The sequence below is a fragment of the Streptomyces sp. NPDC021225 genome, from assembly GCF_044332865.1.
In the GTDB taxonomy this organism is placed as follows: domain Bacteria; phylum Actinomycetota; class Actinomycetes; order Streptomycetales; family Streptomycetaceae; genus Streptomyces.
The window spans coordinates 246,036-268,903 of the sequence record NZ_JBIRPV010000007.1 but is presented as its reverse complement, the minus strand read 5'-3'; the positions used below and the strand labels follow the sequence as shown (position 1 = coordinate 268,903).

The window sequence follows — 22,868 nt, the reverse complement described above, 5'->3', positions numbered from 1 at the left end:
ATGAGGGCCGTCGAGCGCTGCCCGACGGCCCTTGGCGCTCACCCGGCCAGGACCGCCCGCAGCTGGTCCAGCCCCCAGTCCAGATCCTCCTTGCTGATCACCAGCGGGGGCGCGAGCCGGATCGTGGAGCCATGGGTGTCCTTGACCAGCACCCCCCGGTCCATGAGCTGCTCCGAGATCTGCCGCCCGGTGCCGAGCGCGGGGTCGATGTCCACCCCCGCCCACAGCCCCCGCCCGCGCACGGCGCGCACGCCACCCCGGTACGCCGGGCTCTCCACCAGCAGCCCCAGCTCGCCGTGCAGATGCTCGCCGAGCTCCGCCGCCCGCTGCTGGTACTCACCCGTCCGCAGTATGGCGATGACCTCCAGCGCGACCGCGCAGGCCAGGGGGTTGCCGCCGAAGGTCGAACCGTGTTCGCCCGGCCGGTACACCCCGAGCACCTCGTGGGAGGACACCACCGCTGACACCGGCACCACACCGCCGCCGAGCGCCTTGCCCAGCACATAGACGTCCGGGACGACGCCCTCGTGCTCGCAGGCGAAGGTCTTGCCGGTGCGGCCCAGGCCGGACTGGATCTCGTCCGCCATGAACAGCACGTTCCGCGCGCGGGTCAGCTCCCGGACCCCGGCCAGATAGCCGGCCGGCGGCACCAGCACCCCCGCCTCGCCCTGGATGGGCTCCAGCAGTACGGCCACCGCGTCGTCACCGGCGGCGTCCAGGGCCGCCTCCATCGCGGCCAGATCGCCGTACGGCACGATCTCGAAGCCCGGCGTGTAGGGGCCGAAGTCGGCGCGGGCCTCGGGGTCGGTCGAGAAGCTGATGACGGTGGTCGTCCGGCCGTGGAAGTTGTTGTCCGCGACGATGATCTTCGCCCGGCCGTCCGGAACGCCCTTGACCCGGTAGCCCCACTTCCGGGCGGTCTTCACGGCCGTCTCCACGGCCTCTGCCCCCGTGTTCATGGGCAGCACCATCTCCATGCCGCACAGCTCGGCCAGCTCCGAGCAGAAGGTGGCGAAGCGGTCGTGATGGAACGCGCGGGAGGTGAGCGTGACCCGCTCCAGCTGGGCCTTCGCGGCCTCGATCAGCCGGCGGTTGCCATGCCCGAAGTTGAGCGCCGAGTACCCGGCGAGCATGTCGAGGTACCGCCTCCCCTCGACATCGGTCATCCAGGCGCCCTCGGCGGACGCGACGACGACCGGAAGCGGATGGTAGTTGTGCGCGCTGTGGGCCTCGGCGGCGGCAATGGCGCGTTCCGTTGAGGTCAAAGTCATGCTCCGTTCGGTGTCGGGGCCGATCAGTGCTCTTTTCTATCGTCGCCCGGGCGGTTTGCGAAGAAACTTTACGGCGCGGGGGCCCGCTGGCGTGGGCTGCCGTCGGTTCACCGGGCTTCCCGATTTCGTGGCTCATTTCGTGGCTCCCGGCGTCCGCAGATGGCACGGCGAAGTCGCGAAGGCGGCCTGCGGGCCGCACAGTGGGTAGCGGTGGGCTCACCGGCCGAATCTGAAAGGAGCCCTGGCGATGGCCGTACCGCGCGTCCCGCCCAACATCTTCAGCATGGCCTTCGGTCTGGCCGGTCTCGGCGGCAGCTGGGTGGCCGCTGGTCAGGCGGGGCATGTTCCGGCGACCGTCGGAAGAGCCCTGATCGGACTGGCCGCTGCCGTGTGGCTGGTATCGGTGGGTTGGTATCTGGCCTACGTGTGCGGCGGCAGGGGGAGGCTCCGAGCCGATCTGGAAGACCCCGTGGCGAGTCCGTTCGCCTCCCTGGCGCTGATCACCCCGATGCTGCTGGCGAGCGAGGGGCTGGCGCCGTACAGCCCGACGGCGGGGAAGATCCTGGTGGACGTCTTTCTCGTGCTGACCGTGTTGTTCGGCGGGTGGCTCACCGGACAGTGGGTCTGCAGGGACATGGAACTGGACCGGATGCACCCCGGCTACTTCCTGCCCACGGTGGCCGGCGGCCTGGTTTCCTGCATCAGCGCCGCGAGGGTGGGACAGACCCGGCTGGCCGAGGTCATGTTCGGCTTGGGCGTGATCTGCTGGTTCATCCTCGGTTCGATGATCACGGGAAGGCTGTTCCACCGCCCTCGACTGCCCGAGCCGCTCCTGCCGACGATGACGATCGAGGTGGCCCCCGCCGCCATCGCCAGCGTCGCCTACTTCGCACTCGACCAGGGCCGGGTGGACTCCATCGCGGCCGGGCTGGCCGGATACGGACTGCTGATGGTCATCGTCCAGCTCCGGCTGATCCCCCTCTACGCGCGCCTGCGGTTCACGGTCAGCACGTGGGCCTTCACCTTCTCCTGGGCCGTGGTCGCCACCACCACGCTGCACTGGATCGATGTCGGCAAACCGGCGGGCCACCTCGTCTACACCTACCTCGTCCTCGCGGCCATCACCGTCCTCATCGGTGGCATCGCGGCCCGGACCGTCCTGGCCCTGGCCCGTGGCGAACTGCTTCCGCCCTCGTCGCCCGCCTCCGGCGCCCACAGCTCGTAGACAAGCTCGGCGTGCCCCTCAGTCGATACAGAACTCGTTGCCCTCGATGTCCAGCATCGGGATGCACGAATCATTGCCGTCATACAGCGTCTGCACGTGTACCGCGCCGAGCGGGACCAGCCGTGCGCATTCGGCCTCAAGTGCGGCGAGGCGCTCTTCCCCCACGAGTCCGGTGCCGACCCGCACATCAAGATGAACCCGGTTCTTGGCGGCCTTCCCTTCGGGGACGCGCTGGAAGTACAGCCGCGGGCCCACACCTGAGGGATCAATGCATGCGAACCATGAATCCCGCTGCTCAGGTGGTTGCGAGTGCTTGAAATCGTCCCACGTGGCAAACCCCCCCGGCGGCGGCGGTACGACGTACCCCAACACCTCGCACCAGAAACGAGCGAGGCGCTCAGGTTCTGCGCAGTCGAAGGTGACTTGGAACTTCTTGATCGACGTCATCGGCCCACCATATTGGCGCGTGCTGTTCACCGAGATCCCGGGGTTTCATCTCCGTGCTCCCTGTAGCCGGGGTGGCCAGCGGGCGAAGGCGCTGCGGAACCGCACAGCGCGGGCCGGCGTCTGCCAGGTCGCTCGGGGCGGCCGACACTTCACTCCTGGATTTCCAGGAGCCACTCCTGGAAATCCAGGAGCCTCATTTTGTGGGAGTCGTTAGAGTCCCGCCGTGAGAGATCTCCGCCTACTGCCCAAGGCTCATCTGCACACGCACCTGGAAAGCACCGTCCGCCACGCTACGATCCGCGAGCTGGGCGGCGAGCCGCCTGTCCAGGACCGGCCATTCACCAGTTTCGGGGAGTTCGCCGACCAGCGGGCCGGGGTGCGCGCGCTGCTGCGCGACCATCGGCACTTCCGTCGTATCGCCGAGGAGTTCTGCCAGGACGAGGCGGGCCAGGGCGTCCGCTACGCGGAGGTCACCTTCACCGCGGCGGCTCACGGCGAGCGCGTCGGCGATCCGGAGATGCCGCTGCAAGCCGTGCTGGAGGGGCTGGCCGCCGGCGCGGAGCGATACAGCATCCAAACTCGGGTGATCCTGGACCACTCGCGCCGTCGCCCCGTCGAGCGGCTGTGGGAAAGCGTCAAGCTCGCCACCCGGTACCCGCAGGTGATCGCCATCGGCCTCGCAGGAGACGAGTCCTACCCGGCGGCACCCTTCGCCGAGGTGCTCCAGGCCGCCCGCGAGGCGGGGCTGCACCTGGTACACCATGCCGGGGAGACGGCGGGCCCGGCCAGTGTCCGGGAGGCCTTGACGGCGGGGCACGCGGAGCGGATCGGCCACGGCATCCGCGTGTTGGAGGATCCGGACCTGGTGGCCGAGTTGCGGAGACGCCGTGTGCCGCTGGAGGTCTGCCCCTCCTCCAATGTCCTGCTCGGCCTGGTGCCGTCGCTGGCGGAGCACCCGCTGCCGCGCCTGATCGAGGCCGGTCTGACGGTCACCGTGAACACTGACGGGGAGACGTCGTTGGCGGCGGAGTACCAGCACGCCCGGGAGATTTTCGGGTACGGCGACGCCGAACTGGCGAACCTGGCCCGTGCCTCGGTCGAATCCAGCTTCGCTCCCGCGGAGTTGAAAGCGCAGATCAGCACGGAGATCGATCAATGGCTGAGCACATGACGCGTGATGATGGCAGGACCCGGATCCGATGCGCGGAGGAGGCGGATGCGGCCGTGATCGCGAGCATCCATATGGCCTCGCGGTCGGCGACCATGCCCTATCTGCCCCCGCAGAAGCGCGATCACGAGCAGGTGACCCGATGGGTTCGGGACGTCCTGCTCAAGCAATGCCGCACCTGGGTGGCAGTGGGTGATGCGGAGATCACCGGCTATGCAGCCCTTGACGGTGACATGCTCGAAGACCTGTATCTGCGCCCGGACGTCCGTCGGCAGGGCATCGGCACGCTACTGCTCGATGAGGTAAGGCGGCACAGCCCTGACGGGGTGTCCCTCCACGTCTTTCAGCAGAACACCGAGGCCCGCGCGTTCTACGAGCGCCACGGGTTCACCGTCCTCGACACCAACAACGGTGATCGCAACATGGAGAACCTGCCCGATATGACGCTTCGCTGGACACCCGACAGGATCATCTGACAGGGCAGGGGATGGTCGGGCGGATCCGGTTCGCGCTGCATGCGACCACGTGGACGGAGGCGAATCCGGTCCCCCGCAGGTACCAGCCGCCGACGACGTCTCCGCCCCAGCTGAGCCGGTCACCGGCGGCCGTGAACCGTTCGGCCTGCCGCGCGGGGTCCTTGTCGTGGTCGGTCATGAAGCCGGGTGAGGCGGCCGCGATCTGCTTCCACTCCTGGGGGGTGATGTCGTGGACGACGAGGTGTGGTGGTCGGCGTGTGGATTCGTCGTCGTAGGTTCGGCGTTCTCCGGTCCAGCGGTAGCAGTGCCAGTGTGACGCTGTCATGAGGGTGGCTCCGGTGTGGTGGGGAGCGGCCCCGCCCCGGCGGGGGCGGTCTGAGGACGGGGCCGTCGTGTGGCTAGTGCGCGTACTGGCGTCCGTCGTCGGAGTCGCCGGGTGTCTGGCCGCCGGGTGCCGGGGCGTCGGTGTCGGGCATGGTGTCGCCGTCGTCCGGGTCCTGGCGGGTGGCGTGCTGTAATCGCATGGGCTGTTCCTGTGGGTTCAGGTGTGCAGGGGTGTCCTTGCGCTGGTTGCGCGGTGCTCGTCCCGGTCACTGGCCTGCAAGCGGGGGCCGGGGCGAGGCGTTTGGGCGGGCTTACGCCGTCGAGGTCGGGATTTGTGGTGAGTTTGAGACGGCGACACGCCGTCGCTTCGGCGTGTCGCTGTCTCAAACTCACCGCAAAGTCACTGGCAGCGGCCCGCTGGTCTAGGTGGCGTCTGCCTTCAGGGCCTCGATGGGCGGGGTCTGGTGGCAGTCGCAGTCACAGCGGACGGTGAAGATGAGCGCGCCCCGGGTCGCGGGCGGTATGGGCGCCGCCCGGACCTCGCCCGGTCCTTTGCAGTATGCGTGGATCTCGGCGGGCGTGGTGTCGGGTTCGGCGGTGTACATGGCGCAGTACGGGGACAGGTGCCGGGGACCGGCTGGGACGGTCATGCCGTCGTCTGGCTCTCGCGCTGGAGGGTGACGAGCACCTCGTACAGGTCGGTGTCGGGGTGCGGTCGTCGGCGGTTGCAGTCCGGGCACAGGTGGCGCAGGCAGCCGGGCCCGGAGGCAGACGCGCGCAGCACGGTGATCGGCTCGCGGGTGGGTTTGTCGCAGCGGTAGCAGTACTCCGTCACCGGGCGGCCTCCTCGCGGGGGCCGAGCGCTTCGCGGGTCGCGGTCCGCAGCGCGGCGAGCAGGGCCGCCGGATCGGTCAGGCGGCCGCAGTACCGGAGCGGTACGCGCCAGTGGACGGCGGGTCCCGTCGTGCGGGTCGCGGGAGGTACCTCGATGTAGGCGGTCGCTCCCCAGACTTGGATGCTGGGCAGCAGGTTCATGTCCCATTCGGCGGCTGAGCCGGGCGCGATCAGCCAGTAGAGGACCTTGTCGAAGGGGTTCTCGATGACCCCGCCCGTCGCGTCGCCCAGTAGATCGAGGGTGCGTTTGCCGATGCCGATCGAGAGGGGAACGCGCACGACGTCCCACGATCGGCCGGCGGGCCGCAACTCCGCGCTACGGCCGCTTGGTGGTGCCCACGGCGCGGGTCCCGGTGCCGAACAGGGGAAACCACACCTAATCGTGCCCGTGTGACGCGGCTCACCGGCATGATGAGGTCATGAGCACGCGCGAAACCCTCCTCGGTGCTGCTGCCCTCAAGTCCCTGCGGAGGACACGAGGCTGGTCTCTGGCCGATACCGCTCGGGCGCTCAGCGCCACAGCGCGCTGCCTCGGCCAGCCTCTCGACTCATCCGTCGCGAGCGTGCAGCGATCAGTGGCCCGGTGGGAGAGCACGACGCGCCCCATCCTCCCCAGCGACCGATATCAGCTGCTGCTCGCCCACCTCTACGCCCGAGGTGTCGACGGGCACATCGCACTCGGGCCGGGTAGCGACTTCGCCGAGCTGCTTGACGCACTGGCCTACCTGGGAGAGTCGGAGGCCCGGCTGAGCGATCTGCGCGCGCTGTTGATCCGCGCGGCCACTGATGATGGGACCGGCCTGCTCGCCCTGCTCGGGCCCACAACCCGACTGTCCATGGCCGCCGCACTCACCGATCCGGCGCGTGTCGACGAGGTTCTGATCGACGGGCTGCGGACCGCCGTGGGTGACGTCAACGCACAAGTCGGCTCGCTGCCCTTCGCTCGGCTCCAACTACTGCTCGCCCCCGTGATCGAGTCCTGCCGACGACTCCTGACCGGAGATGTCCCTGCCGCCCTGTTGCCTGGGCTACGCACGGTCGCGGCGCAGGCTTACACCCTCGGAGGACGGCTGGCGTTCGAGACCCGAGACGACCAAGCCTCCCGCGCGCTGTACACGGCCGCCACGGCTACGGCCGGACAGCTCGACGCCCGGTGGCGCCGGGCCGTCGTCCACATGAGCCACGCCCTGGTCACCCTGTACTCCACCCCCGGCATCGAAGCGGCCTGTGGGTTGGTCGACGCAGCGGTGCGTGATGCGCGTACGGGCGACAGTGTCCGCGTGCGGGCCCGAGCGCATGCGTTACAAGCCGAGGTGGCCGCCCGGGCGGGGGCCGAGCGGCACGCGCAAACGGCGCTGTCGCTTGCCTGGTACGACCTCGACGGCGACGGCGAGGACGACCCGGCGCTGACGAGCTTCGGCCGGGACCACCTCGGCGGTTTTGAGGGCCTCTGTGAGCTGTACGTCGGAGACGCGGCGGTCGCTCACGACTTCTTTGCCGGTAGCGCGGCGGCTCTCGGAGCACCGCGTGAGCGGGTACAGCGGGCCATCGTCTCCATCGACCAGGCCCTGGCCTGCATCCGGCTGGACGCGCCTGAGAGAGCTGCGGATCTCCTGCACAGCTGCGTCGACTCCGCCGTCAGTACCGGCGGGCGTGTGCCTGCGCTACGGCTGCGGCAGGCACGCAAGGAACTGCGGCCCTGGCGGCGTGAGGACTTCGTCGCCCATCTTGACGATCACCTCGTCGAGATACTCGGAAGGTGACGGGCCCGCAGCACGTCGTCGTTCCCGACGCCCGGATGGGGCGAAACCGGACCATGACTACAGTGGAACCGCACACCGTGACTGGCGAACGTGGAAGAGACCACGAGGAAGCGGTGCGCTCCAGCCACCACGAGGTGCCGCCCGCCTGGGCACCCCGGGACCACGACCGGACCAACCGACCGATCGCCCGGAGGACACCGTGAGCCTGCCGCATTCCCCTTCCACCCCCGCCCCCGCTCCCTCCCATCCCGCGTTGGCCGCCACCGATCCGGAGCTTGCCGCGCTGGTCGGCGCGGAGGAGCGGCTCCAGGCGGAGACCCTGCGCCTGATCCCCAGCGAGAACTATGTCTCCAGCGCCGTGCTGGAGGCCTCCGGCACCGTGCTCCAGAACAAGTACAGCGAGGGCTACCCGGGCCGCCGCTACTACGAGGGTCAGCAGATCATCGACCAGGTCGAGACCCTCGCCGCGGACCGCGCCAAGGCCGTGTTCGGTGTCGAGCACGCCAACGTGCAGCCCTACTCCGGCTCGCCCGCCAACCTCGCCGTCTATCTGGCCTTCACCGAGCCCGGCGACACCGTCATGGGCATGTCGCTGCCCATGGGCGGCCACCTCACCCACGGCTGGGGGGTCTCCGCCACCGGTAGGTGGTTCCGCGGTGTCCAGTACGGGGTGCGGCAGGACACCGGCCTGATCGACTTCGACGAGGTGCGCGACCTGGCCCGCAAGGAGCGCCCCAAGGTGATCTTCTGCGGTGGCACGGCGGTGCCCCGCACCATCGACTTCGCCGCCTTCGCGGAGATCGCCCGCGAGGTGGACGCGGTGCTGGTCGCCGACATCGCGCACATCGCCGGGCTGATCGCGGGCGGCGCCCACCCCTCCCCGGTGCCGCACGCCGATGTCATCTCCACCACCACTCACAAGACGCTGCGCGGCCCGCGCGGCGCGATGCTGATGTCGCGCGAGGTGCACGCCAAGGCGATCGACAAGGCCGTCTTCCCCGGGCTTCAGGGCGGCCCGCACAACCAGACCACCGCGGGCATCGCCGTCTCTCTGCACGAGGCCGCCCAGCCCGCCTTCCGCGACTACGCCCACGCCGTCGTCGCCAACGCCAAGGCCCTTGCCGAAGCCCTGCTCGCCCGCGGCTTCGACCTGGTCTCCGGCGGCACCGACAACCACCTGATCCTCATGGACCTCACGCCCAAGGAGGTGCCGGGCAAGGTCGCGGCGAAGGCCCTCGACCAGGCCGGGATCGTGGTGAACTACAACACCGTCCCCTTCGACCCGCGCAAGCCGTTCGACCCCTCCGGCATCCGGATCGGCACTCCCTCCCTGACCTCGCGGGGCCTGCGCACCGAGCACATGGCCACCGTGGCCGAGTGGATCGACCGGGGCGTGGGCGCCGCCGGGACCGGCGACGAGGAGACGCTCGCCAAGATCAGGGCCGAGGTCGCCGAGCTGATGGCGGCCTATCCCGCCCCGGGTCTGCCGACCGCCTGACGCCGGGCCCCCTGGGACCGTTCACGGAGTCCTGCCCGGCCGTCAGGCCGGGCAGGTCCCGCCACTGCTCCTCCGCCCAGACCCGGACCCGTGTGTCCTGGTCCCGCCCGTCCCGGACCTGCCCGCCCTGGTCCCGCCCGTCCCGGTCCGGTGCGGTCGCGGGACCGGCCGCCGAGGCGCGCACTATCCGCGCCATCACCCGCTCGACCAATGTCTCTCCGTCCACCGGCGGCACGCCCGGCGGGTGAGACTCCAGCGCGCGCCCGAGCGCCCGCAACTCGTCGGGCAGCCGCCCGCCCGCGCCCGGGGCCGCAGCCCCCGTGGTTTGCGCGGCCGTCCCCGTGGGAGTCCCCGAGGGAGTCTCCGCGGCAGGGTCCCTGGTCCGCTCCGTCACTTCCCCACCTTCCTTCCTCCTTCTCCAACAGCAGCTCCAGCCGCCTGAGCGCACGGCTGAGCCGGGATTTCACCGTGCCGCGCGGCCAGCCGAGCGCCTGCGCGGTCTCCGCCTCGTCCAGATCCAGCAGATAGCGGTAGGTGACCACCCGCCGCTGCTCCTCGCTGAGCTCGTCCAGCGCGGCCAGCAGCCTGGACCGCCGCTCGCCGGCCAGCGCCGCCACCGCCGGGTCCGCCGATTCCGGTATGGCCGGCTCGGCCCCGCCCAGAGCCGCCTCCCGGCCCACCGCCGTGTGCATCCGCCGAGCCGAGCGGAGTGCGTTTCTCGTTTCATTGGCCACGATCCGCAGCAGCCACGGCCGGAACGCCGCGCCCTCCCGGAATCCCCCCAGGGCGAGATACGCCTTCACAAAGGCGTCCTGCACCACATCCTCCGCATCGGCGCCAGCCCCGAGCAGCACCGCCGTGCGGTGCGCTATCGGCGTGTGGGCCCGCATCAGCTCCGCATACGCCTCGGTGTCCCCGGCCCGCACCCGCGCGATGATCTCCGCGTCGCCGCCTGCCTCGGCCGGCGCCGGCCCTGCCGTCATTCGCGCGATGAGGTCCCCCTCCCGCGCCCTCTCACGAGTCCTCACACCTTTCATACACCGGCGGACCGAGTCCGGTTCCACACCTGAGAGAATGGGTGCCATGGCCCTCGATCGTCCCCGTGTCCTCTCCGGTATCCAGCCCACCGCAGGCTCGTTCCACCTCGGGAACTACCTCGGTGCGCTCCGCCAGTACCTCGTACTTCAGGACACCCACGACGCGTTCTACATGGTCGTCGACCTGCATGCGATCACCGTCCCGCAGGATCCGGCGGAGCTGCGCGCCAACACCCGGGTGGCCGCCGCCCAGCTTCTCGCCTCCGGGCTCGACCCGGACCGCTGCACGCTCTTCATCCAGAGCCATGTGCCCGAGCACGCGCAGCTCGCCTGGGTGATGAACTGCCTGACGGGCTTCGGCGAGGCCTCCCGGATGACCCAGTTCAAGGACAAGACGGCCAAGCAGGGCATGGAGCGGGCCACCGTGGGCCTGTTCACCTACCCGGTGCTCCAGGTCGCCGACATCCTGCTCTACCAGGCCAGCCAGGTCCCGGTCGGCGAGGACCAGCGCCAGCACGTCGAGCTGACCCGCGATATCGCCGAGCGCTTCAACGGGCGCTACGGCGACACCTTCGTCATCCCCGCTCCCTACATCGTCAAGGAGACCGGGAAGATCTACGACCTTCAGGACCCGGCGATCAAGATGAGCAAGTCGGCCTCCACGCCGAAGGGCATCATCAACCTGCTGGACGAGCCCAAGGTCTCGGCGAAGAAGATCAAGAGCGCGGTGACGGACACCGAGACCGAGGTCCGCTTCGACGAGGAGAAGAAGCCCGGCATCAGCAATCTGCTGACCATCTACTCCACCCTCACCGGCACCTCCATCGCGGATCTGGAGCGCACGTACGAGGGCAAGGGCTACGGCGCGTTCAAGACCGAGCTCGCCGAGGTGCTGGTCGAGTGGGTCACGCCCTTCCGTGAGAGCACCCAGGAATACCTCGCGGACCCCGCGACGTTGGACGGGATCCTGGCCAAGGGCGCGGAGAAGGCCCGGGCCGTCGCGGGCGAGACGCTGGCCCGCACGTACGACAAGGTGGGCTTCCTGCCCGCGAAGCACTGATCGAAGCACCGGCTGAAGTACACACGACGACTTCGGCGACCACCTCGCCCGCGCGTGCCCGAGCAGGCGCACAGAGGCAGTGGGCGTCGGCCCAGGGGCCCCTTCACGGAGGGCCGTGGGCCTGTGCGCCGAAGGACCGAGGAACCTAGCCGCGAAGGCGGCACTGCCGCCACACTGACACCGGTGCGGCGGCTGACGCCCACAACGCCCGGGAGGGCCAGGAGGGAGAACGCAGTGGGGACCGTAACGCTCGGGGTTTCGATCGCGGTCCCGGAGCCGTACGGCAGCTATCTCCAGGAGCGGCGCGCGGGCTTCGGCGACCCTGCCGCGCATGGCATCCCCACCCACGTCACGCTGCTGCCGCCCACCGAGGTCGACGCCTCGGCGCTGCCCGGCGTCGAGGACCATCTGGCGACCGTCGCGGCCGAAGGCCGCCCGTTCACGATGCGGCTGGAGGGCACCGACACCTTCCGCCCGCTGTCCCCGGTCGTCTACGTCAAGATCGTCGAGGGCGTCGAGGAGTGCACCGCGCTCCAGGCGCGGGTGCGGGAGGCGTCCGGGCCGTGCGCCCGCGAGCTGCATTTTCCCTACCACCCCCATGTGACGATCGCCCACGGCATCGACGACGAGGCCATGGACCGGGCCTACGCGGAGCTGAAGGACTTCGCGGCGGCCTGGACGATCGGTGGCTTCGCGCTTTACGAGCAGGGTGCGGACGGGATCTGGCGCCTGGAGCGTGAGTACCCCTTCGGCGGCGGCCCCGGCCCGCAGGGCACCGGCCCCGTCGTCCCCCGTCAGGTCAATCTCTCCCGTCCACCAGCGCCCTCCCTCTGAGCGGTGTCGTCGGGACCGAACGTACAGGCGGGGCGGGGGCGCTCGGCCGGGTGTTTCCACAGCCTCGCCAAAAAGAGTGATTAGCCGAGTGTCGGACTAGTCGATCCGGGCCGACCACCCATCGGGAGCGAGACCCTGGCCACCGGGACTGAAAGCCGACCGGAGGGTACTCGCTGATCATGGACTGGTTGACCCGGCTGCCACTGATCGGCCCCCTGATGGTCCGGCTGATGCGCACCCACGCCTGGCGCTCGTACGAGACGCTGGAGCGCGTCCACTGGAGTCGGCTGGCCGCCGCCATCACCTTCATCAGCTTCCTCGCCATCTTCCCCCTGATCGCCGTCGCCGCGGCGATCGGCGCCGCCGCGCTCAGCGCGCAGCAGATGCGGGACCTGGAGAAGAAGCTCGCCCAGCAGGTCCCCGGCATCTCCGGCCAGCTCGACCTCAGCGGCCTCATCGAGAACGCCGCCACCATCGGCATCGTCGCCGGCGTGCTGCTGCTGTTCACCGGCATCGGCTGGGTGGGCTCGCTGCGCGAGTGCCTGCGCGCGGTGTGGGAGCTGGAGGAGGACCCCGGCAGCGCGGTGAAGCGCAAGCTCAAGGACGCCGTCGTGCTCGTCGGCCTCGGCGGCGTCGCGCTGGCCTCCTTCGCCGTCTCCGGCTTCGCCGTCACCGCCGTCGGCTGGACCGCGCGCCACCTGGGCATCCCCGAGAACGGGCCCGGCGGCTATCTGCTGCGGGTGGCGGCCTTCGCGGCCGCCGTCGTCGCCGACTTCGTGCTGCTGTGCTACGTCCTGACCTGGCTGCCCGGCGTGCGGCCGCCGCGCCGCCGCGTCGTCGTCGCGGCGCTGATCGGCGCGGTCGGCTTTGAACTGCTCAAGCTGTTGCTGAGCAGCTACCTCCAGAAAGTCGCGGCGAAGAGCATGTACGGGGCCTTCGGAGTGCCCATCGCCCTCCTCCTGTGGATCAACTTCACAGCCAAGCTGACGCTCTACTGCGCCGCCTGGACCGCCACCAAACCGGCCCCCGAGCCCGAGACGCCCCAGCCGGAGACGCCCGAGCCAAAGACGCCCGAGCCCGAGACGCCCCAGCCGGAGACGCCCGGGCCGACGGCCCCGCAGCCCGAGCGCTCCTGACCGCCTGACCGAGTCGAGCGTTTCAGCCGCGCGAGCGGCGCCGCACCAGCTCCGGCAGCGGCCACCGGCGGTGCACCGCGAACGCCACGCCCGCCAGCAGCACGAGCGAGCCGCCCGTGACCCCGAGAGCCGTCCACTTCCCGTTCGAACCGCCGTCGCCCGGGGAGACCGCCGCCTGCGCGCGCTCGCCGGCCTTCTTCCCCGCCTCGTCCGACGGGGACCCGCTGTTGAGGCCCTTCGGGCCCGGCCGGACCAGCGCGCCCACCGGCTCGACCGAGTCCGCCGCCTTGAAGCCCCAGTCGAAGAGGGTCGCGGTCTCCTTGTACACCTCGCTGGGCGCCTGCTTCTGCGGGTTCATGACGGTCACCAGCAGCACCCGGTCACCGCGCTGCGCCACGCCGGTGAAGGTGGAGCCCGCGTTCGTCGTGTAGCCGTTCTTCACCCCGGCGATGCCCTTGTACTGCGGGATGCCGAAGCCGGTCAGCAGGCGGTTGGTGTTCTGGATCCCGAAGCTCTCCCGCTTCTTGCCGCCCTTCTTGTCCTTCTTGTACTCCCCGGGGAACTGCGCCGTCGCCGTCGCGCTGTACTCCCGGAAGTCCGCCTTCTGGAGCCCTGAACGGGCGAACAGAGTCAGGTCGTACGCGCTGCTGACCTGGCCCTTCTCGTCGTATCCGTCGGGGGTGACGACATGCGTGTCGAGCGCGTTCAACTGCTTGGCGTGTGCCTGCATCTCCTCCACCGTCTTCGTCTTGCCCCCGTTCATCGCGGACAGTACGTGCACGGCGTCGTTGCCCGAGCGCAGGAAGACGCCGAGCCACAGGTCGTGCACGGTGTAGGTCAGGTTCTCCTTGACCCCGACCAGGCTGCTGCCCTCGCCCATGCCGGCCAGGTCCGACGGATCCACCTTGTGCTCGCGGTCCTTGGGCAGCTTGGGCAGCACCGTATCCGCGAAGAGCATCTTCAGCGTGGAGGCGGGCGGCAGCTTCCAGTGCGCGTTGTGCGCGGCGAGCACATCGCCGGACTCCGCGTCGGCCACCAGCCACGAGCGTCCGCTCAGCCCCTTGGGCAGCGCGGGCGCGCCCGCCTTCAGCGAGACCTGGGTGCCCGGACGGCCGAGCCGCTCGCCGCCCACGGTGGACATCGTGGCGGGCGGCTTGGCGTTGTCCTTGTCGTCCGAGCCGTCGGCGGCCGCGGCGGCGTGGGCCGGGGCGGCGGACAGCAGGGCGGAGAGCAGGAGGGCGGAGGTGGCGGAGGCGATGGTGAGCGGTGCGGCGGTGCCCCGCTTCGGGGCGCAGGAGGTGGTCGGCACGCCTGTGAACGTACCGGCCGTCGAACCCCCGGGCGACATTGCCACGGCCTTACGAGTGGCCGACCCGCGCGAGGTTCGCCCGGCAGGCGTGCTCATACTGGACAGCATGAAGCTCAGCCGCCCCGTTTCCTGGTTCCTGCTCGCCTTCGGGGTCTGGAGCTGGGCCATCTGGTTCACCTTTGTCAAAAACTTGTGGAAGGACAGCAGCGGGCTCGCTTTCGACGACGCCGGGGATCCCACCGCGTACTTTTGGGTGCATCTGCTGCTCGCGATCACCTCGTTTCTCTTGGGGACGGGGATTGGCGTGATCGGGTTCCGTGGTCTGCGCGCGCTGCGCCGCGAGGACGCCGCTCAGCAGGAGCAGTAGAAGCAGTAGAAGCAGTGGTGGCGTAACGGGCGCCTTGGTGGCGCGAATGGGGAGGGACCTGCGTCTTGGCCGTGCTCTTCGCCCTTGTGGCGTTCGCCGTCGTCGGGCTGCTGTCCGGCGTCCACTGGTATCTGTGGCGGCGGCTCGTCGGTGACACGACCGCGCGGGGCGGGCTCGCCCGGCGCGTCGGGACGGTGGCCGCGGTGGTCCTGCCGCTGATCAGCGTGGGCGCGCTGGTCTCCGGTCGGGCCGGAGCGCCCTTCGCCCTCCAGCAGGCCCTGGCCTGGCCGGGGTATCTGTGGCTGGCGCTGGTGCTCTATCTGATGCTTGCCCTGCTGGTGGGCGAGGCCGTACGGCCGCTGCTCCGCCGGTGGCTGGAGCGGCGCGACGCGGCCCGGCTCGCCCAGTCGGCCGAGCCGTTGGCCGCCCTGCCCGCGGAGCGGTCGCCGGTGGCGGTGCGCGCCGGGACCGAGGCCGACACGGACACCGTGACGGAGACTGTCACGGAGGCCGACACCGAGATCGCGACCGTCGCGACACCACCCCCCTCCCGCCGGCTGTTCGTCGCGCGCACCGTGGCCGTCGGGGCGGCGACCGTGGCCGCGGGCACCGTGGGCTACGGCACGTACTCCGTGCTGCGCGGGCCCCGTCTGAAGCGGGTCACCGTGCCGCTGGCCAAGCTGCCGCGCCAGGCGCACGGCTTCCGGATCGCCGTGGTCAGCGACATCCACCTCGGGCCGATCCTGGGCCGCGCCCACACCCGGCGGATCGTGGAGACGATCAACCGCACCAACCCCGACATGATCGCCGTCGTCGGCGACCTCGTCGACGGCAGCGTCGCGGACCTCGGCTCCGCCGCCGAGCCGCTGCGCGAGCTGCGCGCCCGCCACGGGTCGTACTTCGTCACCGGCAACCACGAGTACTTCTCCGGCGCCGCGCAGTGGGTCGACCACGTACGCGAGCTCGGGCTGCGGCCGCTGGAGAACCAGCGCACCGAGCTGGGCGGCTTCGACCTGGCCGGGGTGAACGACGTCGCGGGCGAGGACGAGGGCGAGGGCCCCGACTTCAAGGCGGCGCTCGGCGACCGCGACCCGGCGCGCGCCTGTGTGCTGCTCGCCCACCAGCCGGTGGTGATCCACGACGCGGTGGACCACGGCGTGGATCTCCAGCTGTCCGGGCACACCCACGGCGGGCAGATGTGGCCCGGCAACTATGTCGCCGAGCTCGCGAACCCCACCGCCGCCGGGCTCGAGCGCTACGGCGACACCCAGCTCTACGTCACGCGCGGCGCGGGCGCCTGGGGCCCGCCGGTACGGGTGGGGGCGCCGCCGGACATCACCGTCGTGGAACTGGCAGCGACCCGCGCCTGACCCCAAGGGACCCCAAGGGCCCCCAACGACCTTCAGGGACGGCCGGCGGGTCAGGGCCTCGGCAGGGACACCGCGACCGTCAGCCCCGCGCCCGGCGCGGTGGTGACGCGTACCGTGCCGCCGTGCGCGTCGACCGCCGCCCGTACGACCGCCATGCCCAGGCCGCTGCCCTCCGCACCGCCCGTACGGAAGAAGCGGTCGAAGATGCGCTCCGCGTCCCGCGGGGGCATGCCCGGCCCCTCGTCGGCGACGCGCAGCACCCCGTGGCCGTCCTCCTCGGCCACCGTCACCCGCACCCGGGCGTCGGCGGGCGTGTGGATGCGCACATTGGCCAGCAGATTGCTGACGATCTGGTGGAGGGTCGGCTCGTCGGCGAGGACCAGGCAGTCCGCGGGCAGGCTCAGCTCCACCGGGCGGCCGGGCTGCTGGGCGCTGAGGTCGGCGGCGGCGCCGCGGGCCACGCACGCCAGGTCCACGGGCGCGGGGCGCAGCCGCGGCCGCTGGTCGAGGCGGGCCAGGGCGAGGAGTTCGTCGACGAGCCGGGCCATCCGCTCTGCCTCGGCGTTCATCCGGCCCATCGCGCGCGCCCGTTCCGCCTCGTCCTTGAACATGCCTTTCTCGTCCAGCTGGAGATAGCCGCGGATCGCGGCGAGTGGCGTCCGCAGCTCGTGCGAGGCGTCGGCAATGAACCGGCGCAGCTGTCCGGCGGCGTGCTCGCGTGTGACGAAGGCGGTCTCCAGCTGCTGGAGCATGGTGTTGAGCGCGGTGCGCAGCTGCTCGACCTCGCCGCCGTTGCGCCGGTGGCCGGGGGAGGCGACCCGGCGGGAGAGGCCGAGCCCCTGAGGACAGCCCTCGGCGATGGCGGAGGCGGTCTCGACCATGTCCTCCAGGGGGTGCAGCCGTCGCCGCGCGCCGAAGAAGGTGGCCGCGCCCAGGCAGGCGACCAGGATGGTGCCGACGATCAGCACCATCCGTACGACCTTGTGCATCGTCTGGGTGACGGCCGTCGTGGAGTTGGCCACCAGGAGCAGCAGGCCGTCGGGGCCGCTCAGGCTCAGGGCGGTGACCCGGTAGCCGGTGCCTTGCGCGGTCACGTCGATGGGCTCGTCGCGGCGGGCCAGCGCGGCGGCGTCGGGGACGGCGTCGGCGAGGGCGCGCTGGATGGCGTCCGGCGCCACTCTGCCGAACGGCGCGGCCTTGCCGTCGCGGCCGACGACGGTGAACAGGGTCCGGCTGGAACGGTTCTTGGTGGCGAACTGGCCGCTCAGGTCGGCGATCGCGCCGATGGCCTCTATCTGGTCGCGGGTCAGCCCGGTCCGCTGGAGCCCGTCGCGGGAGGCGATGAGATCGTTGTCGATGTTGGCGACCATGTAGTGCCGGATGCCCACGGTGTTGACCCACATGGCGGCGGTGATGCCGATCGTCAGCATGGCGATGGTGCTGAGCGTCAGCTTGGCCCGCAGCGTCGCGCGCCGGTGCTGCTCCTTGCGCCGACACCTCCCGCGCCAGCACTTCATGTCGGCTCCACGGGCCGCAGGCCGTAGCCGACGCCGCGCCGGGTGCGGATCAGCGGCGGCCCCAGCGGGTCGAGCTTGCGCCGCAGGTAGCTGATGTACGTCTCCACCACCGTCGACTCGACCGAGAAGTCGTAGCGCCACACGTGCTGGAGTATCTGCTCCTTGGTGACGACGCGGTCGGCGTTGCGCAGCAGAAGCCGCAGCAGGTTGTACTCGGTGGGCGTCAGCTCCACGGGCTGGCCCGCGCGCCGCACCGTGAACGTCGCCTCGTCCATCTCCAGGTCGCCGTGGCGCAGGACGCTGCGCGGCTCCCTGCCCGGCGCATTACGGCGGGTGCGGCGCAGCACGGCGCGGACCCGCGCCAGCACCTCGTCGATGGTGAACGGCTTGGTGATGTAGTCGTCTCCGCCCAGCGCAAGGCCGCTGACCAGGTCGGACGAGGCGTCGCGGGCGGTGAGGAACACCACGGCGAGGTCGTCGCGCTCCTCGGTGAGCCTGCGGCACACCTGCCAGCCGTTGCCGTCGGGCAGCATCACGTCGAGCAGCAGCAGGTCGGGCCGGTGCTCGCGGGCCATCTCGATGGCCTGCCTGCCGGTGGACGCCCAGTGCACCACGAACCCGTGGAAGCGGAGCATGATGGTGAGGACGTCGGCGATGCTCGGCTCGTCCTCCACGACCAGCACGCTCGCCGCGCGGGCGGCGTCCGCCCCGCCCGCCGTGCGGTCCGCGGACTCCTCTGGGGGCGGCGGGGCGAAGGGGTCCGCCCCCGGTGCCGGGGCGGGGGGCCTGGCGGTGTGGTCGTCCTGCATGGGGACCAGTATCCGCGTCCGCCGCGCCCCGACCCTGGGAGATTCCTCATACGAACTTGAGAGTTTCCTGTGAGGCCCCGGCCTGGTTTGGCGGCGCTCCGGGGCCCCGCAGAAGGTGGACGGGTACGACCCGGACGACCACAAGGAGATGTTGACGTGACCGCTTTGGCACGCTGGTGCTTCCGGCGCGGATGGGTGGTGATCGTTGCGTGGGTGCTGGCGCTGGCGGGGCTCGGCGGGGTGGGCAGTGCCCTGGGTACCACCTACTCGGACGGGTTCCAGCTGCCCGACACGGAGTCCGCACGCGCGCTCAAACTGATGAAGGAGGCCTTCCCGCAGCAGGCCGGTGAGTCGGACACCGTGGTGTGGCACGTCACGGACGGCTCGGTGCGGGACGCCTCCGTCAAGGAGCGGATGGCGGCGGCGCTCGCCGACATCGCCAAGCTGCCGGACGTCGGCGCCGTCGCCAGCCCCTACGACAAGGGCGGCAAGGGCCGCATCAGCAGGGACGGCCGCACCGCCTACGCCACGGTCACCCTCGCCAAGCAGGGCAAGGATCTGCCCGAAGGCCTGGTCGAGCAGATGATGGACACCGCCAGGGCGCCCGCGGGCAAGGGACTCCAGGTCGAGTTGGGCGGCAAGGCCGTCGCGGATGCCGAGCGGCCGCCGCAGAACATCGCCGAAGTTGTCGGGATCATCGCCGCGGCCGTGGTGTTGTTCCTGGCCTTCGGCTCGTTGTTCGGCATGCTGCTGCCGATCGTCACTGCGCTGTTCGCCATCGGCACCGCGTCCTTCCTGGTCATCCTCCTCAGCCACGGCGTGGAGATCCCCCAGATCGCGCCGATCCTGTCCACCCTGGTGGGCCTGGGTGTCGGCATCGACTACGCGCTGTTCATCATCACCCGGTACCGCAAGGCGATCCTGCGGGGCCGGCCCCTGGAGGAGGCTGCGGTCCAGGCGGTCGACACCTCGGGACGGGCCGTCCTGTTCGCGGGCGGCACGGTGTGCATCGCCCTGCTCGGCATGTTCGCGATGGGCATGACGTTCCTCAACGGCGTGGCGATCGCCGCGTCACTGAGCGTTGTCTTCACCGTCGCCGCGGCAGTGACGCTGCTGCCCGCGATGCTCGGCGTGCTCGGCATGCGGATCCTCAGCCGCCGCCAGCGCCGCAGGTTGGCCGCGAACGGCTCCGAGCCGGAGGCCGTGAACGGCGCAGCCGCCCGCTGGTCCACGTTCGTGGAGCGGCACCCGCGGATGCTGACCGTGGTGGCGGTCGCCGTGATGGCGGCGCTGTCCATCCCCACGCTGTCGCTGCGCCTCGGCTCCTCCGACCAGGGCAACAATCCGTCGTCCACGACCAGCCGCAAGGCGTACGACCTGCTGGCGGACGGTTTCGGGCCGGGCTTCAACGGCCCGTTGCAGATCGTCACCGAGGTGCCCGGCACCGGCGACCGGGCGGCCGTGGCTACGCTGGCCAAGGACCTCGCCGCGGTCAAGGGCGTCGCGCAGGTCGCACAGTTGCCGCTGCCGCCGGACGCCGGCATCGCGGTGCTTTCGGTCGTGCCGACGACGTCACCGCAGTCGGAGGAGACGTCCGAGCTGATCGACCACCTGCGGGAGGACGTCGTCCCGGCCGCTGAACGCGGCACCACGATGAAGGCGCACGTCGGCGGGGCCACCGCGACCTACAAGGACTTCGCGCAGGTCCTCACCGGCAAGCTGCCGATGTTCATCGCCATTATCGTCGCGCTGGGCTTCGTGCTGCTGCTGATCGCCTTCCGCAGCCTGCTGGTGCCGCTGACCGCCGCCGCGATGAACCTGATCGCCGCCGTGGCGTCCTTCGGCCTGGTGATCGTGGTGTTCCAGTGGGGCTGGGGCGTCGAGTTGCTGGGTGCCGGCAAGGAGGGCCCGATCGAGCCGTTCCTCCCGGTGATCATGCTGTCGCTGCTGTTCGGCCTGTCCATGGACTACCAGGTGTTCCTGGTCAGCCGGATGCACGAGGAGTGGGTGCACACCGGGGACAACGCCCGGGCCGTGCGCGTCGGCCTCACGGAGACCAGCCGCGTCATCAACTCCGCGGCGGTCATCATGATCTGCGTGTTCGGGGCGTTCATCCTCAGCGGGCAGCGGATCATCGCCTTGTTCGGTATCGGCCTCGCGGGCGCTGTCGCGCTCGACGCGTTCATTCTGCGGACGATCCTGGTGCCCGCCCTCATGTACCAGTTCGGAGCCGCCAACTGGTGGCTGCCGCGCGCGATCGACAAGCGGCTGCCGCACCTGGCGGTCGACCCGCCGGACCGCCCGTACCCGGGGGTCTCGCCGGAGCTCGAGGGGGAACGGGAGCTGGCGGCGGAGCGCTGAGTTCGAGCGTGCAGGGGCGCTTCTGGAAGCCGGGAGCGCCCCGAGGCGCCGTGCGTCGTCCCGAAGCCGGGCGGACCACCCGACGCAGGGGTACGGAGTTCCGGCGTCCTTGAGCCGTAAGGTGACGGTGGTCGGCGTCCGTCGATCCGCCGGCCAAGCGGCGCCGGGCTCAGGGGGGTTGGGATGACGGGCTACCACGGGGGCATAGAAGGGCTTGCGCCGGGGGCCCGGGTCGGGCCGTATCGCATCCTGTCGGTGCTCGCCGGCGGGGGCATGGGGCGGGTGTATCTGGCCCGTTCGCCCGGGGGCCGGCTGGTCGCGCTCAAGACGATTCGTGAAGAGGGGCCGATCAGCGACGCCGCCCGGCAGCGGTTCGCGCGCGAGGTGAGGCTCGCCAGACGGGTCTCGGGCATCTACACCGCCAATGTGATGGACGCCGACCCCGACGCCGATGTGCCGTGGATGGCCACCGAGTACATCGCGGCACCTTCCCTGGCCCATCTGGTGGAGACCTGCGGGCCGCTGCCCGTCCCCGCGGTGTGGTGGGTGGGCGCCGGGATCGCCGAGGCGTTGGTGAACGTGCATGCGGCGGGGCTCGTGCACCGGGACGTCAAGCCCTCCAATGTGCTGCTGCCCGAGGGCGGCCCGCGCGTGATCGACTTCGGCATCTCGCACGCCGTCGACGTGACCCGGACCACGGCCACGCTGGGGACGATCGCCTTCACCTCGCCCGAACAGGCCCGGGGCGAGGAGAGCAGCCCGGCGTCCGATGTCTTCTCCCTCGGGGCGACGATGTTCTGTCTCGCGGTCGGCCGCCCCCCGTACGCCGAGACCGGCGAGGTTCTGCAACTGCTGGGTCGGGTCGCCCAAGGGCGGCTCGACCTGACCGGACTGCCCGCTGAGCTCGACGGCCCCGTGCGCGGCTGTCTGGCGGCCGACCCGGCCGACCGGCCGTCGCCGCGGGAACTGCTCGAGGTCCTGGCCGCCGAACTCGACGCGCCGGCCACGGCCTCGGACGACACGGCCTGGCTGCCGCCGAACTGGTTGCGGGCCATCGACGCCTTCCGGGAGCGCGGTTCGGCCTCCGCCCAGGAGCCCGGCCGGGAGAGCGGCCCGCAGAGCGGCACGCCGGCCGGCTCCTGGGGCCTGGTGGAGCGCGGCGAAACGGCGTGGCCGGCCGAGGCCGCCGTCCTCCAGGACGCACGGACCGCGCCGGTGCCCCCGCCCCCGCCGACCCGGCACCACACCGTCCTGACCGGTCCGCCACGGCGGGCGAGCGGGCCGGGCCGGCGGAAGATCGTGGCTGCGGTCGCCGCGATCGTCGTGGTCCTCGCCGTCGTGCTGGCGGCGCTGATGTTCAACAACTTCAACAACTCCGACAACTCCGACAACGGGGGCGAGCCGAAGGCGCGAGCGAGCGGGAGCACGTCGGCGTCGCCGGGCTCGGCGAGTCCCACGAGTACGGCGGACACGGCCGCGGAGCCCGCGCTACTGACCGGCGAGTGCACCGACGTCTTTCATGACGGCAGCGCGTGGTATCCGGCCGACAAGGTCCCGGGGCGGGTCGACTGCGCGGCCGACGACGCCTACTACAAGGTGGTCGACCGCGCGGAACAGCGCGAGGGGATGGACTGTTCGCAGACCTGGCAGATCGAGTGGAAGCCGGCCGAAGCGGACCGGCCGGCGCTGTGCATGGAGCGCCTCTACCGGGTGGGGCAGTGTTTCCCGCTGCACACGGACTCGTGGGGCGAGGAGATCGTCGAGGCGCGGGTCGGCGCCCGGACGCCGTGCGGGTGGCAGATCCCCTTCACCGGCCGCGACTGGCTGAAGGCGCGGATCTTCAAGGTGCTCGAGGGCCAGGACAAGGTCTACGCCGACGCCTGTGGCGATGACTTCGGGACGTACATGGTGATCGTCAAGCCCCGTGAACTCGCCCTCTGCGCCCGGGAGACATGAACCGGGAGGCATGGGCCGGAGGCATGAACCGGGAGGCGTGAACCGG

22 protein-coding genes, 1 pseudogene and 1 riboswitch are annotated in these 22,868 nt (G+C 70.9%); of the genes and pseudogenes, 12 read left to right on the top strand and 11 right to left on the bottom strand.

The window, feature by feature from the left end; genetic code table 11:
• Positions 1-38: 38 nt before the first annotated feature.
• Positions 39-1,265, bottom strand: a complete 1,227-nt coding sequence (gene rocD, locus ACH4S9_RS30075; protein WP_311724629.1) for an ornithine--oxo-acid transaminase — start codon at positions 1,263-1,265, stop codon at positions 39-41.
• Positions 1,266-1,518: 253 nt separating this feature from the next.
• Between rocD and ACH4S9_RS30070 the strand changes: the two genes are divergently transcribed.
• The gene (locus ACH4S9_RS30070; protein ID WP_398374621.1) at positions 1,519-2,496 is read left to right on the top strand and encodes a TDT family transporter; all 978 of its coding nucleotides are present in this window, start codon (positions 1,519-1,521) and stop codon (positions 2,494-2,496) included.
• Positions 2,497-2,514: 18 nt separating this feature from the next.
• Here the strand turns inward: ACH4S9_RS30070 and ACH4S9_RS30065 are convergent, their stop codons facing one another.
• Entirely contained in the window at positions 2,515-2,943 is a 429-nt protein-coding gene (locus ACH4S9_RS30065; RefSeq protein WP_311724292.1) for a VOC family protein, read from the bottom strand.
• 223 nt (positions 2,944-3,166) lie between these two features.
• On the opposite strand from ACH4S9_RS30065, the gene add reads away from it, so the two are divergent.
• Together add and ACH4S9_RS30055 are read left to right on the top strand one after the other, a co-directional pair.
• Positions 3,167-4,114, top strand: coding sequence for an adenosine deaminase (gene add / locus ACH4S9_RS30060; RefSeq protein WP_398374618.1), 948 nt, complete (start codon positions 3,167-3,169; stop codon positions 4,112-4,114).
• A complete protein-coding gene (locus ACH4S9_RS30055; RefSeq protein WP_398374616.1) occupies positions 4,099-4,587 on the top strand; it encodes a GNAT family N-acetyltransferase in 489 nt (162 codons plus the stop codon). The genes add and ACH4S9_RS30055 overlap by 16 nt, the downstream gene beginning before the upstream one ends.
• Here the strand turns inward: ACH4S9_RS30055 and ACH4S9_RS30050 are convergent.
• The 5 genes from ACH4S9_RS30050 to ACH4S9_RS30030 form a co-directional block, all read right to left on the bottom strand.
• Positions 4,580-4,912, bottom strand: coding sequence for a hypothetical protein (locus ACH4S9_RS30050; protein ID WP_398374615.1), 333 nt, complete (start codon positions 4,910-4,912; stop codon positions 4,580-4,582). The two genes, ACH4S9_RS30055 and ACH4S9_RS30050, sit on opposite strands and share 8 nt — an antisense overlap.
• A gap of 73 nt (positions 4,913-4,985) precedes the next feature.
• Complete coding sequence (locus tag ACH4S9_RS30045; RefSeq protein WP_398374613.1) at positions 4,986-5,111, bottom strand: hypothetical protein; 126 nt, start codon at positions 5,109-5,111, stop codon at positions 4,986-4,988.
• Between the two features lie 222 nt (positions 5,112-5,333).
• Entirely contained in the window at positions 5,334-5,561 is a 228-nt protein-coding gene (locus tag ACH4S9_RS30040) for a hypothetical protein (RefSeq protein WP_385341001.1), read from the bottom strand.
• Positions 5,558-5,746, bottom strand: coding sequence for a hypothetical protein (locus ACH4S9_RS30035; RefSeq protein WP_311724286.1), 189 nt, complete (start codon positions 5,744-5,746; stop codon positions 5,558-5,560). The genes ACH4S9_RS30040 and ACH4S9_RS30035 overlap by 4 nt, the downstream gene beginning before the upstream one ends.
• Positions 5,743-6,084 (bottom strand): hypothetical protein, encoded by a 342-nt coding sequence (locus ACH4S9_RS30030; protein WP_385340998.1) that lies wholly within the window; start codon positions 6,082-6,084, stop codon positions 5,743-5,745. Before ACH4S9_RS30030 ends, ACH4S9_RS30035 begins: the two co-directional genes overlap by 4 nt.
• Positions 6,085-6,224: 140 nt before the next feature.
• Here ACH4S9_RS30030 and ACH4S9_RS30025 point away from each other — a divergent pair, with 140 nt between their 5' ends.
• Both ACH4S9_RS30025 and glyA read left to right on the top strand, forming a co-directional pair.
• Positions 6,225-7,568, top strand: coding sequence for a hypothetical protein (locus ACH4S9_RS30025; RefSeq protein ID WP_398374611.1), 1,344 nt, complete (start codon positions 6,225-6,227; stop codon positions 7,566-7,568).
• Positions 7,569-7,635: 67 nt separating this feature from the next.
• Positions 7,636-7,726: riboswitch (ZMP/ZTP riboswitch) on the top strand.
• Between the two features lie 41 nt (positions 7,727-7,767).
• On the top strand, positions 7,768-9,066 hold the full coding sequence (gene glyA, locus ACH4S9_RS30020; protein WP_385340994.1) for a serine hydroxymethyltransferase: 1,299 nt from the start codon (positions 7,768-7,770) through the stop codon (positions 9,064-9,066).
• A gap of 389 nt (positions 9,067-9,455) precedes the next feature.
• Here glyA and ACH4S9_RS30015 read toward each other — a convergent pair.
• A pseudogene (locus ACH4S9_RS30015) lies at positions 9,456-10,004 on the bottom strand (RNA polymerase sigma factor); the annotation flags it as partial.
• Between the two features lie 145 nt (positions 10,005-10,149).
• On the opposite strand from ACH4S9_RS30015, the gene trpS reads away from it, so the two are divergent.
• From trpS to ACH4S9_RS30000, 3 genes are all read left to right on the top strand, one after another.
• Positions 10,150-11,163, top strand: coding sequence for a tryptophan--tRNA ligase (trpS, locus tag ACH4S9_RS30010; RefSeq protein WP_311724282.1), 1,014 nt, complete (start codon positions 10,150-10,152; stop codon positions 11,161-11,163).
• A gap of 234 nt (positions 11,164-11,397) precedes the next feature.
• Positions 11,398-11,997, top strand: a complete 600-nt coding sequence (locus ACH4S9_RS30005) for a 2'-5' RNA ligase family protein (RefSeq protein WP_311724281.1) — start codon at positions 11,398-11,400, stop codon at positions 11,995-11,997.
• 179 nt (positions 11,998-12,176) lie between these two features.
• The gene (locus tag ACH4S9_RS30000; protein WP_311724279.1) at positions 12,177-13,133 is read left to right on the top strand and encodes a YhjD/YihY/BrkB family envelope integrity protein; all 957 of its coding nucleotides are present in this window, start codon (positions 12,177-12,179) and stop codon (positions 13,131-13,133) included.
• 22 nt (positions 13,134-13,155) lie between these two features.
• Here the strand turns inward: ACH4S9_RS30000 and ACH4S9_RS29995 are convergent, their stop codons facing one another.
• Positions 13,156-14,442: a D-alanyl-D-alanine carboxypeptidase gene (locus tag ACH4S9_RS29995; RefSeq protein ID WP_311724278.1), complete on the bottom strand. Its 1,287-nt coding sequence runs from the start codon at positions 14,440-14,442 to the stop codon at positions 13,156-13,158.
• Positions 14,443-14,548: 106 nt separating this feature from the next.
• On the opposite strand from ACH4S9_RS29995, the gene ACH4S9_RS29990 reads away from it, so the two are divergent.
• Positions 14,549-14,809 carry an SCO4848 family membrane protein gene (locus ACH4S9_RS29990; RefSeq protein WP_398374608.1) on the top strand — a complete coding sequence of 87 codons (261 nt, stop codon included), beginning with the start codon at positions 14,549-14,551 and terminating at the stop codon, positions 14,807-14,809.
• A 65-nt stretch (positions 14,810-14,874) separates the two neighbouring features.
• Positions 14,875-16,179: a metallophosphoesterase gene (locus ACH4S9_RS29985; RefSeq protein WP_398374606.1), complete on the top strand. Its 1,305-nt coding sequence runs from the start codon at positions 14,875-14,877 to the stop codon at positions 16,177-16,179.
• Between the two features lie 50 nt (positions 16,180-16,229).
• Here the strand turns inward: ACH4S9_RS29985 and ACH4S9_RS29980 are convergent, their stop codons facing one another.
• Together ACH4S9_RS29980 and ACH4S9_RS29975 are read right to left on the bottom strand one after the other, a co-directional pair.
• Positions 16,230-17,696, bottom strand: a complete 1,467-nt coding sequence (locus ACH4S9_RS29980; protein WP_398374604.1) for an ATP-binding protein — start codon at positions 17,694-17,696, stop codon at positions 16,230-16,232.
• Entirely contained in the window at positions 17,693-18,505 is an 813-nt protein-coding gene (locus ACH4S9_RS29975) for a response regulator transcription factor (protein WP_398374603.1), read from the bottom strand. Before ACH4S9_RS29975 ends, ACH4S9_RS29980 begins: the two co-directional genes overlap by 4 nt.
• 156 nt (positions 18,506-18,661) lie before the next feature.
• Here ACH4S9_RS29975 and ACH4S9_RS29970 point away from each other — a divergent pair, with 156 nt between their 5' ends.
• Positions 18,662-20,866, top strand: a complete 2,205-nt coding sequence (locus ACH4S9_RS29970; protein WP_398374601.1) for an MMPL family transporter — start codon at positions 18,662-18,664, stop codon at positions 20,864-20,866.
• Between the two features lie 183 nt (positions 20,867-21,049).
• Entirely contained in the window at positions 21,050-22,822 is a 1,773-nt protein-coding gene (locus ACH4S9_RS29965) for a serine/threonine protein kinase (protein ID WP_398374599.1), read from the top strand.
• Positions 22,823-22,868: the final 46 nt, after the last annotated feature.

Excerpts from the sequence above, each read along its gene's own strand:
- ACH4S9_RS30070 (WP_398374621.1), top strand. The coding sequence starts at position 1,519 with ATGGCCGTACCGCGCGTCCCGCCCAACATCTTCAGCATGGCCTTCGGT.
- ACH4S9_RS30065 (WP_311724292.1), bottom strand. The coding sequence starts at position 2,943 with ATGACGTCGATCAAGAAGTTCCAAGTCACCTTCGACTGCGCAGAACCT.
- ACH4S9_RS30055 (WP_398374616.1), top strand. The coding sequence starts at position 4,099 with ATGGCTGAGCACATGACGCGTGATGATGGCAGGACCCGGATCCGATGC.
- ACH4S9_RS30050 (WP_398374615.1), bottom strand. The coding sequence starts at position 4,912 with ATGACAGCGTCACACTGGCACTGCTACCGCTGGACCGGAGAACGCCGA.
- ACH4S9_RS30045 (WP_398374613.1), bottom strand. The coding sequence starts at position 5,111 with ATGCGATTACAGCACGCCACCCGCCAGGACCCGGACGACGGCGACACC.
- ACH4S9_RS30040 (WP_385341001.1), bottom strand. The coding sequence starts at position 5,561 with ATGACCGTCCCAGCCGGTCCCCGGCACCTGTCCCCGTACTGCGCCATG.
- ACH4S9_RS30025 (WP_398374611.1), top strand. The coding sequence starts at position 6,225 with ATGAGCACGCGCGAAACCCTCCTCGGTGCTGCTGCCCTCAAGTCCCTG.
- trpS (WP_311724282.1), top strand. The coding sequence starts at position 10,150 with ATGGCCCTCGATCGTCCCCGTGTCCTCTCCGGTATCCAGCCCACCGCA.
- ACH4S9_RS30000 (WP_311724279.1), top strand. The coding sequence starts at position 12,177 with ATGGACTGGTTGACCCGGCTGCCACTGATCGGCCCCCTGATGGTCCGG.
- ACH4S9_RS29990 (WP_398374608.1), top strand. The coding sequence starts at position 14,549 with ATGAAGCTCAGCCGCCCCGTTTCCTGGTTCCTGCTCGCCTTCGGGGTC.
- ACH4S9_RS29980 (WP_398374604.1), bottom strand. The coding sequence starts at position 17,696 with ATGAAGTGCTGGCGCGGGAGGTGTCGGCGCAAGGAGCAGCACCGGCGC.
- ACH4S9_RS29975 (WP_398374603.1), bottom strand. The coding sequence starts at position 18,505 with ATGCAGGACGACCACACCGCCAGGCCCCCCGCCCCGGCACCGGGGGCG.
- ACH4S9_RS29965 (WP_398374599.1), top strand. The coding sequence starts at position 21,050 with ATGACGGGCTACCACGGGGGCATAGAAGGGCTTGCGCCGGGGGCCCGG.